The sequence below is a fragment of the Catenibacterium sp. CAG:290 genome (genome assembly GCF_000437715.1).
In the GTDB taxonomy this organism is placed as follows: Bacteria; Bacillota_I; Bacilli_A; order Erysipelotrichales; family Coprobacillaceae; genus Catenibacterium; species Catenibacterium mitsuoka_A.
The window spans coordinates 1-15,245 of the sequence record NZ_FR898854.1 but is presented as its reverse complement, the minus strand read 5'-3'; the positions used below and the strand labels follow the sequence as shown (position 1 = coordinate 15,245).

The window sequence follows — 15,245 nt, the reverse complement described above, 5'->3', positions numbered from 1 at the left end:
AAGTTCTTTACGAAGCTTGGAATAGTTAGCACGTTTCTGTTTAATAGCTTTACCACTAACAAATCCAGACTTATGTTTGCTATCATAAGTCGCAACAACAAAGTTAATACCTCTGTCAACTAGAGGCTTTTTTGCTTTCTCCTTTCAAATAATCATAGATTCTAATCAACCTCCTTAAATTTGTTCGAGTAGAAGGTTTAGAATTCTTTAATATATCGTTATCTTTTTCAAACTGAGTTTTTAAATAATTTTCTAATTCAATCAAATTTATTTGTTCTTTTTTCAAGTAAGCTATACATAGCATTTGCTTATCTATATCAGGTATTTCCATTAAAATACTTTCTATGTCAATTTGAGGGTGTCTACTACGTGCTCTCTCTATTGTTTTAGAAATAATATCTTCAAAATCTTTTACCAGCAACTTATCAATCCCTTCTATTCTCTGATATTTGTCCTCATATAAAGAATTAACAGGTAGTATACCTGAAACTTGTTTTGCTAGCGTTGGTGCATAATCTAATAAATCTTCAGTATTATATCTGAGATCATGCATCACAATATTTCTATACCATTGATCTGTAGAAATGCCTTTTAATCCATCTAAGCTAATTGTTTCTGTTGTGCCTATAGAAATTACTAATTCATCATTTGAAACTCTATCATCATCAATTGCAGCTACTTTAATATTTTCAGTAGGTTCATTTGATAAAGTAAACAAATATAATTCATCTTTTAATAATCGCAGTAAACGAACGGGTATTTTCATTTTCTTTTTGCCGATTGCATTATAAATTAATGAATAATCAGATAGAGTTATCTTTGTCATTGTAATCATTTTATTATCTTCAAATGCAAACGATGATTCACCAATGTCATACCCTTCCATTTCAGCATCGTATTCAATAAAAATAAATCTTTTTTTCAGTAATTTAACCTGTTCATTTGACATGCATTTTACTATAGAGCTTAAAATATCCCTAATATTAGAATCTGAAATAGAATAGCCCATGAAAATAATAGGATACTCCATGAATATAGTAAGTAGCTTAGCAGCCAAATATTCACGCTTCTCTTTAAATTCTTTATAGTCCTTTTCATTAATAACTATAGATTGAGGATCATTTAGAGAACCATGGATTTTATAAACTTCTGCAATCCCTTGTAATTGAGAAAACAAGAGTGCCTGCTGGCCTATATATATTTTATACTGTGACAAATATGTTTCAAAAAACAAGTCATAATTTGTTGTAATAATTCCAGCAATTGATTTTTTTGCAATATTGTTCAATAAAGTAACTTCATCTTTTAAATCTGGGCATAAAACTGATTTTTGTTTTAAATAATAACTCAGTTCAGCCTTAAATGGAGAACATCCGTTCTCTACTTTTTCAGTATATGCTTCATCTAAGCTTCTAATTTCAGGATTACGAAACCATTCTTTATTAAAGTCTTCCTCTATAAGTGATGCTATTTTAGGATTAATACCATATGGACTATTTTCAAAAGATGCTCGATCTTCATAAGAACGGTATGCAAATGAATCTTGGTTTAATTTATCAACCATTACTTTTAATAATCCCGTCCAGTCTGGTAAATTATAATATCTTCTAGATAATCCAGAGCCAACAAATAAAAACGGTATTGTATCTAAACTTTCAATTAGTTGTTCAATTGTTTTGTTCATATAACCATCCTTTCTCACTGACAATTATATAATAAAATTCTTTTAAGCGATATGTTAATGTTATCAATTCATAAGTAAATTAGCCCTACCCTTATATCCCTTTCTAAAGTTGTTGAGGCGAAACAATACGACTACTGCTTTGTCATAGATTATGAAAATATTCTCTTCTAAATTTAGAATAAGTCTTCTATATTATCTATACCCTTTATATGTAAAGATTACTTAATAAAAATGCATATTAGTTTTTATCTCTTCCTACTTATAGAATCATGAACATTCTTGCAATAAAAAAATAAGCCAGATTTCTCTGACTTATTCAAGCTTACACTCATAAAGAATCTGATTATCCTTTAAAGCTTTGTATTTATCACTTGTTTTGAACGTCTTTGTACTGCAACTTGGGGTGCATTAAATGTATTAGACAATGCATGAATAAGAAGTACTAGATCATTAATATTGTGAGATAACTCAGTATATGCTTCTTTGAAGGATGTATGAGGCATTAATAAAGCATCCGCAAAACGAATAGCTCTTAGTTCTATATCATTAATTCTGTATGTATGAGAATACTCATTACTTGGATTACTATCATAGATGTAATGAGCCAACTCATAGCATAAAGAGAAAAGAATTTCTTCATCAGTATATTCATTACTTAAAATAATGACCTTATCACTTTTGTATTTATTAATAAGTTGATTGGATATACCTATTGTTGCTTTGATATGGTAATCATTGAATTTTGTAGTATAGATATTAAAGCCTAATACTTTCGCAATTTCCATTACTGGTACTCTTCTTTTGTTGAGCTTAAGATTGTATTCTGGATTATTCAAGAGAGTATTAAGTTATTCTTCAGCATCAGTATCTATTTGATTGTAATCAAAGCAATTGAAGAAATCATGTTGTTTATAGTTTTCTATTTCAATACACATTTATGGTCTCCTTCTAATTTATTTAATAGTTCTAATACTTCCTTTATGTTCCTAAAAGTATATGCACCCTTTTGTATATACTTTTAGGCCATAAGAGAGAAGAATGTAATAATGAGTATGGTATGAGGATGTCTCTACCTTGCTTAATGCAGTGATCTGCTTGTCTTAATGCCCCACTCTTCTCTCCTGCTTCCATGATAATAGTCGCAATAGAAATACCACTCATAGTCGCATTTCTTGTAGGGAAATTCCATTTGTATACTTTATTACAAGGTGGGAACTGTGAGACAACAAGTCCATGTTTTTCAATTGCGAGTTGAAGGTTTTTGTTTTCTTTAGGATAGTACTGGTTAATAGGTGTTCCTATGACAGCTATAGTTCTTCCATTGTTTTTTAATGCTGTTTGGTGGGTTATTGTATCTATACCTTTCGCAAGTCCTGCATTGACAACTATATTTCTTTTAACCAATGCTTTAACAAGTATTTCTGTTTTTTCCATTGCTTCCTTAGAAGCATTTCTACTTCCTACTACACTTACAGACTTTTCATTTAATAAACGTACATTGCCTTTTAGAAATAAATATGGTGGTGCTACTGAAATCATAGCTAATAGTTTAGAGTATATCTCATCACCTTTCTTGACTAAGATAACGTCTTCTGGGAGAGTTTTAAAACTATCCTTGACTCTTAGATAGGTATGATAGAAATCCTTCTCTGATACGTGTAATTGTAAGGATAAGTAAGGGATATTATGTATGAGACCACTTCTATAATTGAAGTGGTCTAGTTGTACTATGAATTGACTTGTTTTCTTATCGTTACAATTGAAATATTGTTGGATTGTATAATACAAAATAGCATCTCTTACATATACATTATTGATATCCATAGTAGCCTCCTTTATGAGTATTCTATTATTGGAATGAGTGATTATCAAGAGAAGAAAAACACTATTGTATTCATAATATGTAGATGTATAATCAGGTCAGGAGGTATAAACATATGTGTTATCTTATCGCAAAAAGGAGGCATAAACCTGGATGTATCGCATTACAGACAGAGCCTGGAGAAGAAATGGCAAAATTTGCAGATAGAATACAAGAAAAACTTGGATATGATATAGAAATTATTACTATCAGTAGACCCACTGCCTATGGGGAGTATGAACCTTATCGTTTTGTAAATAGTTATGAGGAGTTTGAAAAAGAGGCAAGTCTACTTTAAAAGGAATCCTTAGTGTTTAGGATTCCTTTTATGCTCTATAAACTAACTTGTAATATGCTACTCGATATTTTTATGCATTACCTTTGCATTTTTATAACTTGAGCCTCTCAATAAGCTTGAAACAATAGGCTCCCATTACACTCATACTACGTGATAAATAAAATATAGGAAACCCCTGGCTATTTTGAATTACCTAAGATATCAAATGCACTCTTGCCTTTTCTTTTAAACTCACTTGTCTATTTTCTTCAACCACTCTATCAGTGTCAGAATATTAGCCTGCCGTTTCTTCGTAATATCTATCTGCTATATATTCCGCTGACTCTGCCCACAGACCGTTTTCTGTTTCCTGCAACGTCTTATATGTTTCTGATTTATAAAAACGTAATACAGCTTCTTCAAAACTAATTTGAAAATGTTCCTGTAATAATTTCACTACATCTCTGATCTGTATACATACATTCATTGTAATGTCTTTTCCATTAAAACTATATATATTCTCTGGCATAAGAGATCCTCCTAACCGGTTTTAGATATTCTAAGGCTTTTTCTGTATGATTGAAAAAAATACCTGACTCCTTTACTTTCCACAATCGTCATTTTTCAAATTATACTCCATGATTATTCTATCCACAACTTCTTCCGGTGACTTGTTATCAACAAATACACGATTGTGTATCCCTATCTTAGCATTAACCATTCCGTACCAATCTAGATCTGCTTGAATCTCTTTCATATAATAATCTTTATTCGCATTTTTGTAATTATCATCAGTATAGATCTCGTCATTTTCATCACTAAATACAAGCCTCGAAAAAATATTCTCTAGAGTATCGTACAGCTCAATCAGCAAATTATCGTCCGAAATAATGCTTGTTTTAAAGCTTTCAGTATAAGAAATGGGTGAAATTGCAAAGACAACATCTTCTTCCATTTTAATAATCTTCTTGATAATACTTCCTCGTTTCTGATCTCTCCACCGTAAATTCTCAGTGTTAACAAATTCCTCAAGAGACATTTTCAAGCGGTTTTTCACTTCTTCATCTAAATCGATAAACTTAATATCTAATCGTTCAGCAAGTAATTTCCCCACAGTAGTTTTTCCAACGTTAGAAACTCCAAATAAACATATCTTCATTCCTCTGTCCCCCCCTTACTGATATTATGCCTTTTATTAATAAAGCGTTCAATAATATTATCTCATTCTAATAGCAATAATATATTTTCCTAGCCTTAAGAAGAAAAAAGAGCGGTTTTAATCCGCTCTAGTGCATAGTTTATTTGTCTTGAGAATGTCTTTCACCGATTTGGAATTCTTCATTATGATCAAACATATATTTTACAGAGATAGGTGTGTCTCCTGTTAATTCAGTGAAGTCTTTTGTATGAATATCCATTTTACCTTCTCTAATAGCCTGTGCAAATGTAACCATGCCATCTGAAGAGAATGGTGCTTCTGAATCCTTTAGGAATACGCCATCAGTTGTTCTAGGGACACCCATTGCATCCCAGATCTGATAGTTTTCTTCATCAGTGACATTTACAAATGGTACATGGTTTCCTGTACTTACATCACCAATAGCACAGAATGTTGAAATAGTCATTAGTTCTAATCCGTTAATATTCCATACTTTATGATGGAATTCATTTGATCTATGTAATGCATAAGCTAATGCTTTAGCACAGTCTTTGCGAGAAATATAAGCCATTAGACCATCACCTTGTGAATTAGTAAGTGGTGCATTCATATGAGCGTAAGTAAAGTAGTTAGTAATCATTGCTTCAGCATATTGAGAGTTTCTCATGAACTGATAGTCTAGACCTACTTCCTTAATATATTTTTCAGTATAGATATGGTCTTTCTTTTCTACTGATGGGTTTGTTTCATCATCAGCATTAACCAAAGAAGTATAGATAATCTGTTTAACACCTGCTGCTTTAGCTGCATCTACAGCATTCTTATGTGCATTTTGTCTTTTAACACCAACAAATGGCATAGAGATTAATGCGAGAGCATCAGCCCCTTTAAATGCTTCAACTAATCCATCAGGATTATTAAAGTTAGTTACGTGTGTTTCTACACCCTTTTCAGCATATTTCTTAAGTGATTCTTCGTTATAACCACAAAAGATTAAGTTTTCTACTGGTTCTAATGTAAGTAATACGTCAGCAGCTAATTGACCTAAGTTTCCATCAACACCAGTTAATAATAGTTTTCCCATTAAGTTATCCTCCTATTTTCTATATTTATCATGATAATACTTTTAGAATTTGTTTATAAGTGAGTTTCAGATTTAGAAAATGATTTTTAGCTTTTCTAAGCCTTATAGGATGATACAGGTATTAACATACTCATCGTATAAGAACCTAGCCTCAAGAAGAAAAAAGAGCGGTTTAATCCGCTCTTATGCTTCAAGTGTGTCCTTGTATTCTAGATATTCATCAAATGTTGATAGACGGTCAATTGTACCTTCTGCAGTGAATTCGATAATTCTATTCGCAATTGTCTGAACAAACTGGTGGTCATGACAAGTAAATAGAATGTTTTCTGGGAAACGAATTAAACCTTGGTTTAATGCCTGGATAGATTCTAGATCAAGGTGGTTTGTAGGTTCATCAAAGATTAATACATTTGCATCATGCATCATCATTTTAGCAAGCATACATCTTACCTTTTCTCCTCCTGATAAAACATTCGCTTTCTTTAATGCTTCATCACCAGAGAATAACATTCTACCTAACCATCCTCTTAATTCCTGTTCATACATACTACCATCAGTAAACTGTCTTAACCAGTCTAATAAAGATAATTCACAATCATTAAAGAATGCTGAATTATCTTTAGGGAAGTATGACTGAGTAGTCGTAATACCCCATTTATAAGAACCTTCAAAGTCTTTGTCTTCTCCCATGATGATCTTAAAGAATGCTTCTGTTGCTTTATCGTCTCCTACAAAAGCAACCTTTTCATTTGGAAGAATAGAGAAAGAAACATTATTAATAAGAGTTTCTCCATCTACTACCTTAGTAAGGTTTTCTACATTTAATACAATGTTTCCTACTTCTCTACCTGGTTTGAAACCAATGAATGGATATCTTCTTAGTGATGGTTTCATATCTGCCATTTCTAAGTTATCTAATAGTTTCTTACGAGAAGTAGCCTGTTTTGCTTTAGAAGCATTGGCACTGAAACGTGCAATGAATTCTTCTAATTCTTTCTTTTTAGCTTCTGCTTTCTTATTCTGATCTTTCATCTGCTGGATCTGCATCTGAGAATATTCATACCAGAAGTCATAGTTACCTACATATAGCTGAATACGGCTGTAATCAATATCAGCAATATGTGTACATACCTTATTCAAGAAATAACGGTCATGTGATACTACAATGACTGTGTTCTTAAAGTTTAATAGGAAGTTTTCTAACCATCTGATACTCTTTAGGTCTAGATGGTTTGTAGGTTCGTCTAGTAAAAGAATATCAGGGTTTCCAAATAAAGCCTGTGCTAATAATACTTTGACTTTCTGGTTACCATCTAAGTCTCTCATATACATATCATGGTATTCTGTTGTAATACCTAAACCATTTAACATGATTTCAGCATCACTTTCAGCATTCCAGCCATCCATGTCTGCGAACTCTCCTTCAAGTTCTCCTAGTCTTATACCATCTTCATCATTAAAATCAGCTTTAGCATATAGTTTTTCTTTTTCCTGCATGATTTCAAATAATCTCTTATTACCCATGATAACTGTTTCTACTACTTTGTTGTCATCATAAGCAAAGTGGTCCTGTTTTAAAACAGATAGTCTCTTATTAGGTTCAATAATAACTTCACCTTTGTTTGGTTCTATTTCACCTGATAATATTTTTAAGAATGTGGATTTACCAGCACCATTTGCACCAATAATCCCATAACAATTTCCTTCAGTAAATTTTACTGATACATCTTCAAATAAAGCGCGATCTCCGTATCTGAGTGATACATTATGTGTTGATATCATAGTCTACATTTCCTTTCGTACAGAGATGTATTATGCCATATTTAGTTGATTATGTCTAGTAAAATTGAGATATAGGTGGAGGATAGAGATAGTAGTACTATTATATAGAGAAAAGAGACTAAAATAACTATATATAGTAAATTTAGTACTAAGATTACTATATGTAGTAAATAGAGAGTCTAAGATTACTATATGCATTAGATAGAAAAACTGATATAGGATAGATGGATATATAAAAAGAGCAGGAAGCAGTCCTGCTCATAGTAAAAGAATTACAGGTTTTATCCTGGTCGCCAGGCTCATATATCTATTTGATATATACTCGGACGAGATTATTTTTAAGACTACCTCTTGTCTACAGTTTGTCTCCTAACTGCAAGGCTCATATATTTTATCAATATATACTCGGACGAGGTTGTTTTGAATTCTACCTCTTGAATTCAACTTTTTACGGTGCCTGTACACCGGGAACATTACTGTTCCTTTACTTTATCTATAAGATATCACAGATTGGTGAAATGTCAATGAAACTAATCAAAATTTAATATCTCAGCAGGAGAAAGCACAAAACATAAAGTTGATGTAAGAATCACTAAAAGCGTCATTGAAGTCTATTACAAGAAGAAACGTATCTGTTCTCATAGACGTTTATATGGTGATTTTTGTCAGTATTCTACCAATATGGATAATATGCCATTAAAATAAAGCGGAACAACAAGCATATAACAGTTGAAAACCAATATTAAAGTTGGCAGACTCATATTCATCCAATCAGTTTGAGGAAGAGCACCATATGGCACTTCACCACTTAGCTGTGTCCCGCTACAGTTATATTAAATTAATTATTCTACATTATCAAGATCTTAAAAAAACAAAAGAAGAACAGGTGATTGATGATAACTATGCAATTATCAGAGGTTCATCATATCATGAGTAATACAGAGGAAATCCATGAGTTGACTTTTGAGCTAAAACAGAGACTTCTTATAGATACTGAAACAGATTCCAAACATAACCATTAGATTGAAAACCGTATTAAAAATGTAAATTTTATAGAATCTAAAGTTTTAGCGACTCAAGTAAATATACAATTAGGATATTTAAGTGGTCAAGTTCATTGGAATGTTTGGCCACTCTCATTGGAATGTTTGGCCACTCTCATCGGAATTTTATGAAAATTGCTAGTTGGCTAAGAGTACCGAAGAACTTGGTCAACCTAATCGGAATGAGTGATCAATTAAAGTGAAATTATTTAATTGTATTGACTCTCATATAATGTAATGTCCGTTTAACGAATAGATTAACAATCTCCCTACTAATCATGTAATTTAATCTATCCCAATAGAATAAATCAGATAAAAAGAATAACCAATTAATAATCATTACGGATAATTAAATAACAAAATGGACACTCTATAAATTTATCCTTAACTCATATCACTATATTTAATACTTTTCCACATACGTCTTCATCATTAATGTATCAAAACGATTCTCAAGTAAGTACAAATAATCTTTCTTTATGAATAACTCAGTACCACTATATAACGGAATACTATCTCTAGAATATTCATTATTTCCTTTATAACTTGAATACCATTTTCTCATTATAAAGACTTCATCACCTTTTTGATCAATTCCTATATATCTTCCATTTAAAAAATCAAAATCCATATGTATGTTAAAAATATCAGAAACTATTTTTCCAGGCCATAGATAAGTTTCATCTTCTAATTCTTGATCAAATGTTTTAATAAGATTAAACAATGATGTTGAATCATTTGAAACAGGATAGATCACGTCTTTTTCTATATTCACTGATTTGCATTCTCCAAATGGAATTCTCTGAGATTCATTTTTCTTCTCGACCATCCCTTCATATGCAACTGTTACAGATACTTGTCTAAAATCAATCTGTTTTCTTACCTCAATGCACCCTATTCTAACATACTCATCTATCTCATTGCTATGTGAAATAGGGTGACATGAATTTTCTTTATCATAGAGATGAATTTGTGGTTGTATTTCACGGCACTTAAACAATCTATACATGACTTGATAATCAGGTATCAAATAAATTAAAAATTGAGGAATTAAATCAAATTTTCCCTCGAGATAGACTTTTTCAAGAATTGAATGAAGAGCATATTGAATAGAATATGATTTATATACAGTATTTCTTTCAGTAGCACGTCCTGATGCATCGACATAATCTTGCATCTTTCTATTCAGCAACTTAGATTTATGTAATGTATTATAAATTTCTACATAATCGATACCACATACTTTAAAAAGATACATAATAGGATCTCGATAAGCTGCGTATTTAGCATATTTATCTGGTATACTATTTGAATTTTCTTCTCCAAGGTCATAAAGTTGTTCTGCTAAATAAAATTCAACATCTTCATTTTTCTTATAATTTGGTGCATCTTTATCTGAACATTGTGAGAGAAAACTCTTATAAATTGTAAATACTGAAAACATGACATCTAAAAGCATATTTCCTGTTGGATAAATATCATCAATTGCATCATTAATTCTCTTTTTCTCAGAATCTTCTAAACAATTACCATAATAACGTATTAAATCCGCAATAGCTAGTTGTGTCACAAGATTATACTTTCCTAATTTTTTCAGACAGAATAGTATAGATTCTGTAAATTCTAAATAATTCTTTTCTTCTGCACAATCAGCTATATAGGCAAAGGTTGAAAGAAATGATTCCTTTCCACCATCATTAAAACGCATTAATAAAACATTACGTAATAATGATAATTCATTAGTTTCTATTAAGATATTTTCATCTGGATAAAGGTCTAGATTAGGGAAACGAAGTTTCATAATCTCAAATGCATTTCTCCATATTTCAATCATTTTATTTTTATCAAATTCAAATGTTGATAATGTATTTAAGATGCCTTTTGTGATTCTTCCTGAATAGTTAATAATTACTTCTGGTGACTCACGATAAAATGTTTCTACAGCTACTTTGCAATTTAGTTGCATGCTATGGATAAGCTCTTCCTTATCAATAAAATAACTTAGACTTTCGTTAGAGTAAATATACATCAACATGTATACTTCTGCCAATGTATCATTATCTAGCTCAAGTTGCTTTATCAATATAAGAAGATTGTTTTTACGTTCCTGAGTGGTGTTAAATTTATAAGCTTGTGCAATTATATTTTTTATAAGACCAACAAAAATATTTCTATCATTTTGATATTTCTTAATGAATGCACAAATATTTGAAATATCTTTTTCATATAAATCATTGTTCTCAAACCACTTAATTGCATCTTCTATAGTTACAGCATCAAAATGTGGTTGATTATCAAATATATTATCAATTTTCTCTGTTTCTTCTTCACTTAAATTATCAGTGTTGTTGGTATTAAAGTATTCTATATATTGTGAAACATCAATTCCTGCAGAATCTGCTAATGTTATAAATCCTTTGATACTTTCATTTTTCATAGAATGACTTTCTATCCAAGGTTCATCAAGAATATTAAATCTCGAAACTATATTAATGACAAGTTCGTTCATACGACGTTTAATTAATTGCCTTTTGTATTCATTTTCTTCTATGAGCATATGATTTAATATATCAAGTGCAGATGTTGCTGCATTAATAATAGTTGTACTTATATCATTTGGTAGAGACTCAATTAATCCAATTATAATGTCTACATACTTAGGATTGTTACAGTACTTATCTATAACTGAACGTATCATTTCATCATGGACCCAGTTCCTTCCCTGATCAACCAATTGAGAAGATAAAAAAGCAAGTGCGTAGCTTGAATCTGTATCTAATAATATATCAAACCAAATATTTAGAAACTGATTTGTTGCTCTTCCATCAGTATGATTTACTACAGCAAATGCCATTTTTGTGATAATATCACGTTCTTTTTTTGTTTTACCTTCTAATGATTCATAAAACACATGATAAGATTCTAAAATCTGTTCTAAAATTATATCCTTGTGAAACCCATACGCCACTAGATAAGAGATTCCCTCATCATAGTACTTCAAGCCTGTTAATTGATTATACTTATAAATTATACTTGCAAAAAGAAGTTTTGAAGCTGCGATACCATCATACACCTCTGTGTTTTCCATATTTTTCTGAATCCTAAATAAATAAGGTTTAACAACTTCATAGTTATCAGCAGTTAAATAATTAGATATCAATTTCAAAAAATCTGCTTCAGTCAATGGGCCAACCGAACTATGATCCAATCTGGCAGAAGTGTCTTTAGTAAGGGTTTCTAATATTTCCAACACTGTAATTAAATCATTTATCTCACCATATTGTTTAATTAGATTCAAAGCTTTCTTATATGAATCAAAAAGTTCATTTTTCAAATAATACAAATCGTATGTACGTGTTTGTCCTTTGGAAATATTTGTATCACTTATCAATAATCTTAAGTTAGAAATAACTGATTCACAAATAACTTTAGGGTCCATATCCTCTTTACAAGCATATAATTCTGCCATTTTAACTGAATATAGAATCCAATTATAATACCAATTGATATTTTTACATTCATCACAGATTGTTTCTATAGCACTACTATTATTTTGCTTAGAAAGATAATATATTTGAGAGAAAAAATTATGATAGATTTTTATATCATCTTTATTTGGTATTCTTATATCTTTGATTTTCTCCAAACATTCTTTTGCATTTTCAAAGGTAACCTCACCACTAGGATAATAACCTGTTTCAATATACGAAAGATAGTTTCTCCAATTTATAAGATTTTGATTGTTCGCAATTGAAACAATTTGGTTGAATTCCATATAATCTATTAATTCATTATACGCAATCTCAATACATTGATTTATTATTGAGTCATCCTGTTTTTCTAAACTTTTCATAAGTTCAGGTACAACACAAGTGCCCTGCTCATCAATAATACATCTAATATAATACTTATAGTTTTCAACACCATATTTTGTTACATCTGGATCTAAATATAATTTCCACCATGTGTTCTTTCCTGTTTTTGATGAAATATAGCAAGCAATTAAACCCTCATTCACATTAAAAGTAGGTTTTCCATCGATTTGCATTAACTGATTCAATTTATCAGCTCCTTTGAAATCACAAATTGCTTGTAGATATTCTTCACCTGTACTTTCAAAATCATTCAAATCATCAAGCATTGCTAATAATTCACCAGCTGTTACTAAAGAAACTAAATCTCGTGCTCTACCTGCACTACGAACAATACAATTCAAATTCATTCTAATACGTTTTCGAGAATAGCCCTCTGAAATTGATTTACGAACAAATTCAGTATCTAGCAAAGCTATATTTTCATTATCCTTCTTGCTTTTATAGAGTAATCCGGTTAAAAAGTAAAATGATTTATCAAATTCAAAAAATGGTTTTTCTTGTAACCAATCCACAAGGAGACCATAAACATTCTTTTCTATATTAATTTTTTTCTGTTTCAATGAATCCAAAACAAACCTACGGAAACTTTCATGATATATAGAATAACCACCATTTGATTCATTTCCAATCAATAAAGGATGTAACAATGATATATCTTTATACACATAGTCACCGTCACCAGTAATCTCTATCAAATCCTCTAAGTTAAGATAGAAATCAGCTGCGCAAAGTGCATTAACTGTTTTATTATTATGAACTTTCGTATACAAGTATGAATAATAATCAAACAAGTTCGTATCATAGTCCGGTATATCTTCTATCAATTCTATACTTATATTTGTATTCTCTAATTCTTTTAAGATATAACTAATATATAAAGCGTTTCCTTGAGATTTCTTAAGCAGATAATCACTTAACAATGAATTTGTATCACATCCAACCCTATTATCACTAATATGAAAAGTATGCATCAAAGATCTTATTTGTTCTAATCCCCATGGTTCAATATCGAAAACATTATAGTTGTTCATTTTGAATTTTTCCAATTCATCTATCGGCTGAGAAGAGATTATAACACAACAATTATCTGGGTACTGTATTTTTAATAATTCAGATATGATTTCTGTCTCAGATTGTGAAATAACATCTTTATTAAGTTCATATTCTCTAGATATATGATCAAGACCATCTACCACTAAATAGAAGACATCTTTAATCTTAGAAAGAAGATTTTCAAATTCTTCTTTATTGGCTCCAAATCTTGTTATTTTTTGATTATTTAATTCTGGATATTGATCCACTATTTGTGAAACCAGATTTCCATACAATGAGGAAGTACGTATTCTATCAATATTATTGACATCTTGTAATGATTGGAAACAATTATAACGTATTACTTTTCTACCCTCATCCATAAGTTTACTGATGAATTCATCTATAAGCCAAGATTTTCCTGAGCCTGGATTACCTCTAACAATTACATGTTTTGAATCATTTATTACTTTTTCTAACCTTAGAATCTCATCATTAAGTTTTATATGATGTTTTAAATCTATGGGAAATTTTTGATCAATTTTTCCATAATCCATTATTAATCCGAGTTGTGCTAATAATTGACTAGTATTTAAGATATCTCCAATAGCCCTAGAGTGTTTTACTTTACTAGCGAGCTTATTAATTACATCTTCTACTTTAAGATTATTATTAGGATAAATACCAATACCAAGTTTTTCAACTTGTGTTATTAATACTTTTTCTATAGGCCCAGGATTATCTAAATTAAGACTAGCTTTAGGCATATCTAAAATAATTGTTAATTCATCACAAAAAGATATAAATTCTTCTCTGTTTATCTTAGCTTTCTCAATTTCCCCATTAAACTTTTTCCATTTTTTTGGTGGTAATTTCCCTTCTGGCCAAAATTTTTTTCCATCAAATAAATATGCAATATTTAGAAAAGGAAAAGATTCATCTGAAATAGGTTTTAAAAATTCTAAAATTTCATCTTCAGGAGTAGGTCTATCCCATGCGAGGCATAATTTTATTTTACTATCACTTATAGTTGTTCTTCTCTTTTTCCAAGATGCAAAAAGGTCACTCAATGCAGTATCATGACTATTCCCATTAGAAAAATCATCTTTAGTAAGTTTATGTTGTTTTTTATCATCAGAGTATTTAATTTGATATTCAGTAATACCATTATCTGTTATAACCTTTAAATCATCAAATTTATCACCTTCAAAATCTTTTTTATCAACAATTATTTCAGCATCTATATGATGAAGTATGAGATCTAATATAATCGAAACAGTAAAGTAATCCTGATATTCATATCCTTCATGCTTTGGATCAGCCATTTAAAAACCTCCTTATATTCATATAAATTGGTCAATATCTATAATATTAGAGTAGCAAAAGATAAAAAATTCACTCATTTTGTAAACACTGTTATGAAATGACCGTTGTCAAGACATAAATCA

Annotated in this window: 10 protein-coding genes; 2 read left to right on the top strand and 8 right to left on the bottom strand. The window is 30.4% G+C overall.

The window, feature by feature from the left end; genetic code table 11:
• Positions 1–115: 115 nt before the first annotated feature.
• The 3 genes from QVO42_RS08305 to QVO42_RS08295 form a co-directional block, all read right to left on the bottom strand.
• Complete coding sequence (locus QVO42_RS08305) at positions 116–1,684, bottom strand: SIR2 family protein (RefSeq protein WP_022425658.1); 1,569 nt, start codon at positions 1,682–1,684, stop codon at positions 116–118.
• Positions 1,685–2,034: 350 nt separating this feature from the next.
• Positions 2,035–2,469 carry an ImmA/IrrE family metallo-endopeptidase gene (locus QVO42_RS08300; protein WP_022425657.1) on the bottom strand — a complete coding sequence of 145 codons (435 nt, stop codon included), beginning with the start codon at positions 2,467–2,469 and terminating at the stop codon, positions 2,035–2,037.
• A 193-nt stretch (positions 2,470–2,662) separates the two neighbouring features.
• On the bottom strand, positions 2,663–3,508 hold the full coding sequence (locus QVO42_RS08295; RefSeq protein WP_022425656.1) for a DNA-processing protein DprA: 846 nt from the start codon (positions 3,506–3,508) through the stop codon (positions 2,663–2,665).
• 113 nt (positions 3,509–3,621) lie between these two features.
• On the opposite strand from QVO42_RS08295, the gene QVO42_RS08290 reads away from it, so the two are divergent.
• Complete coding sequence (locus QVO42_RS08290) at positions 3,622–3,843, top strand: DUF6718 family protein (RefSeq protein ID WP_022425655.1); 222 nt, start codon at positions 3,622–3,624, stop codon at positions 3,841–3,843.
• Positions 3,844–4,117: 274 nt separating this feature from the next.
• On the opposite strand, the gene QVO42_RS08285 is transcribed toward QVO42_RS08290, so the two are convergent.
• The 4 genes from QVO42_RS08285 to QVO42_RS08270 all read right to left on the bottom strand — a co-directional run bounded on the left by QVO42_RS08285 (position 4,118) and on the right by QVO42_RS08270 (position 7,847).
• The gene (locus QVO42_RS08285; protein WP_022425654.1) at positions 4,118–4,351 is read right to left on the bottom strand and encodes a hypothetical protein; all 234 of its coding nucleotides are present in this window, start codon (positions 4,349–4,351) and stop codon (positions 4,118–4,120) included.
• 72 nt (positions 4,352–4,423) lie between these two features.
• A complete protein-coding gene (locus QVO42_RS08280) occupies positions 4,424–4,981 on the bottom strand; it encodes a shikimate kinase (RefSeq protein ID WP_022425653.1) in 558 nt (185 codons plus the stop codon).
• A gap of 139 nt (positions 4,982–5,120) precedes the next feature.
• Positions 5,121–6,065 (bottom strand): NmrA family NAD(P)-binding protein, encoded by a 945-nt coding sequence (locus tag QVO42_RS08275; protein WP_022425652.1) that lies wholly within the window; start codon positions 6,063–6,065, stop codon positions 5,121–5,123.
• A 183-nt stretch (positions 6,066–6,248) separates the two neighbouring features.
• The gene (locus tag QVO42_RS08270) at positions 6,249–7,847 is read right to left on the bottom strand and encodes an ABC-F family ATP-binding cassette domain-containing protein (RefSeq protein ID WP_022425651.1); all 1,599 of its coding nucleotides are present in this window, start codon (positions 7,845–7,847) and stop codon (positions 6,249–6,251) included.
• A 793-nt stretch (positions 7,848–8,640) separates the two neighbouring features.
• Between QVO42_RS08270 and QVO42_RS08265 the strand changes: the two genes are divergently transcribed.
• The gene (locus QVO42_RS08265; RefSeq protein ID WP_022425650.1) at positions 8,641–8,784 is read left to right on the top strand and encodes a hypothetical protein; all 144 of its coding nucleotides are present in this window, start codon (positions 8,641–8,643) and stop codon (positions 8,782–8,784) included.
• 509 nt (positions 8,785–9,293) lie between these two features.
• Here the strand turns inward: QVO42_RS08265 and QVO42_RS08260 are convergent.
• A complete protein-coding gene (locus QVO42_RS08260) occupies positions 9,294–15,122 on the bottom strand; it encodes an ATP-binding protein (protein ID WP_022425649.1) in 5,829 nt (1,942 codons plus the stop codon).
• Between the last annotated feature and the right edge of the window lie 123 nt (positions 15,123–15,245).

Bases quoted from the DNA above. Each gene is read 5' to 3' on its own strand.
- QVO42_RS08305 (WP_022425658.1), bottom strand. From the start codon at position 1,684: ATGAACAAAACAATTGAACAACTAATTGAAAGTTTAGATACAATACCG.
- QVO42_RS08300 (WP_022425657.1), bottom strand. From the start codon at position 2,469: ATGGAAATTGCGAAAGTATTAGGCTTTAATATCTATACTACAAAATTC.
- QVO42_RS08295 (WP_022425656.1), bottom strand. From the start codon at position 3,508: ATGGATATCAATAATGTATATGTAAGAGATGCTATTTTGTATTATACA.
- QVO42_RS08290 (WP_022425655.1), top strand. From the start codon at position 3,622: ATGTGTTATCTTATCGCAAAAAGGAGGCATAAACCTGGATGTATCGCA.
- QVO42_RS08285 (WP_022425654.1), bottom strand. From the start codon at position 4,351: ATGCCAGAGAATATATATAGTTTTAATGGAAAAGACATTACAATGAAT.
- QVO42_RS08280 (WP_022425653.1), bottom strand. From the start codon at position 4,981: ATGAAGATATGTTTATTTGGAGTTTCTAACGTTGGAAAAACTACTGTG.
- QVO42_RS08275 (WP_022425652.1), bottom strand. From the start codon at position 6,065: ATGGGAAAACTATTATTAACTGGTGTTGATGGAAACTTAGGTCAATTA.
- QVO42_RS08270 (WP_022425651.1), bottom strand. From the start codon at position 7,847: ATGATATCAACACATAATGTATCACTCAGATACGGAGATCGCGCTTTA.
- QVO42_RS08265 (WP_022425650.1), top strand. From the start codon at position 8,641: ATGGCACTTCACCACTTAGCTGTGTCCCGCTACAGTTATATTAAATTA.
- QVO42_RS08260 (WP_022425649.1), bottom strand. From the start codon at position 15,122: ATGGCTGATCCAAAGCATGAAGGATATGAATATCAGGATTACTTTACT.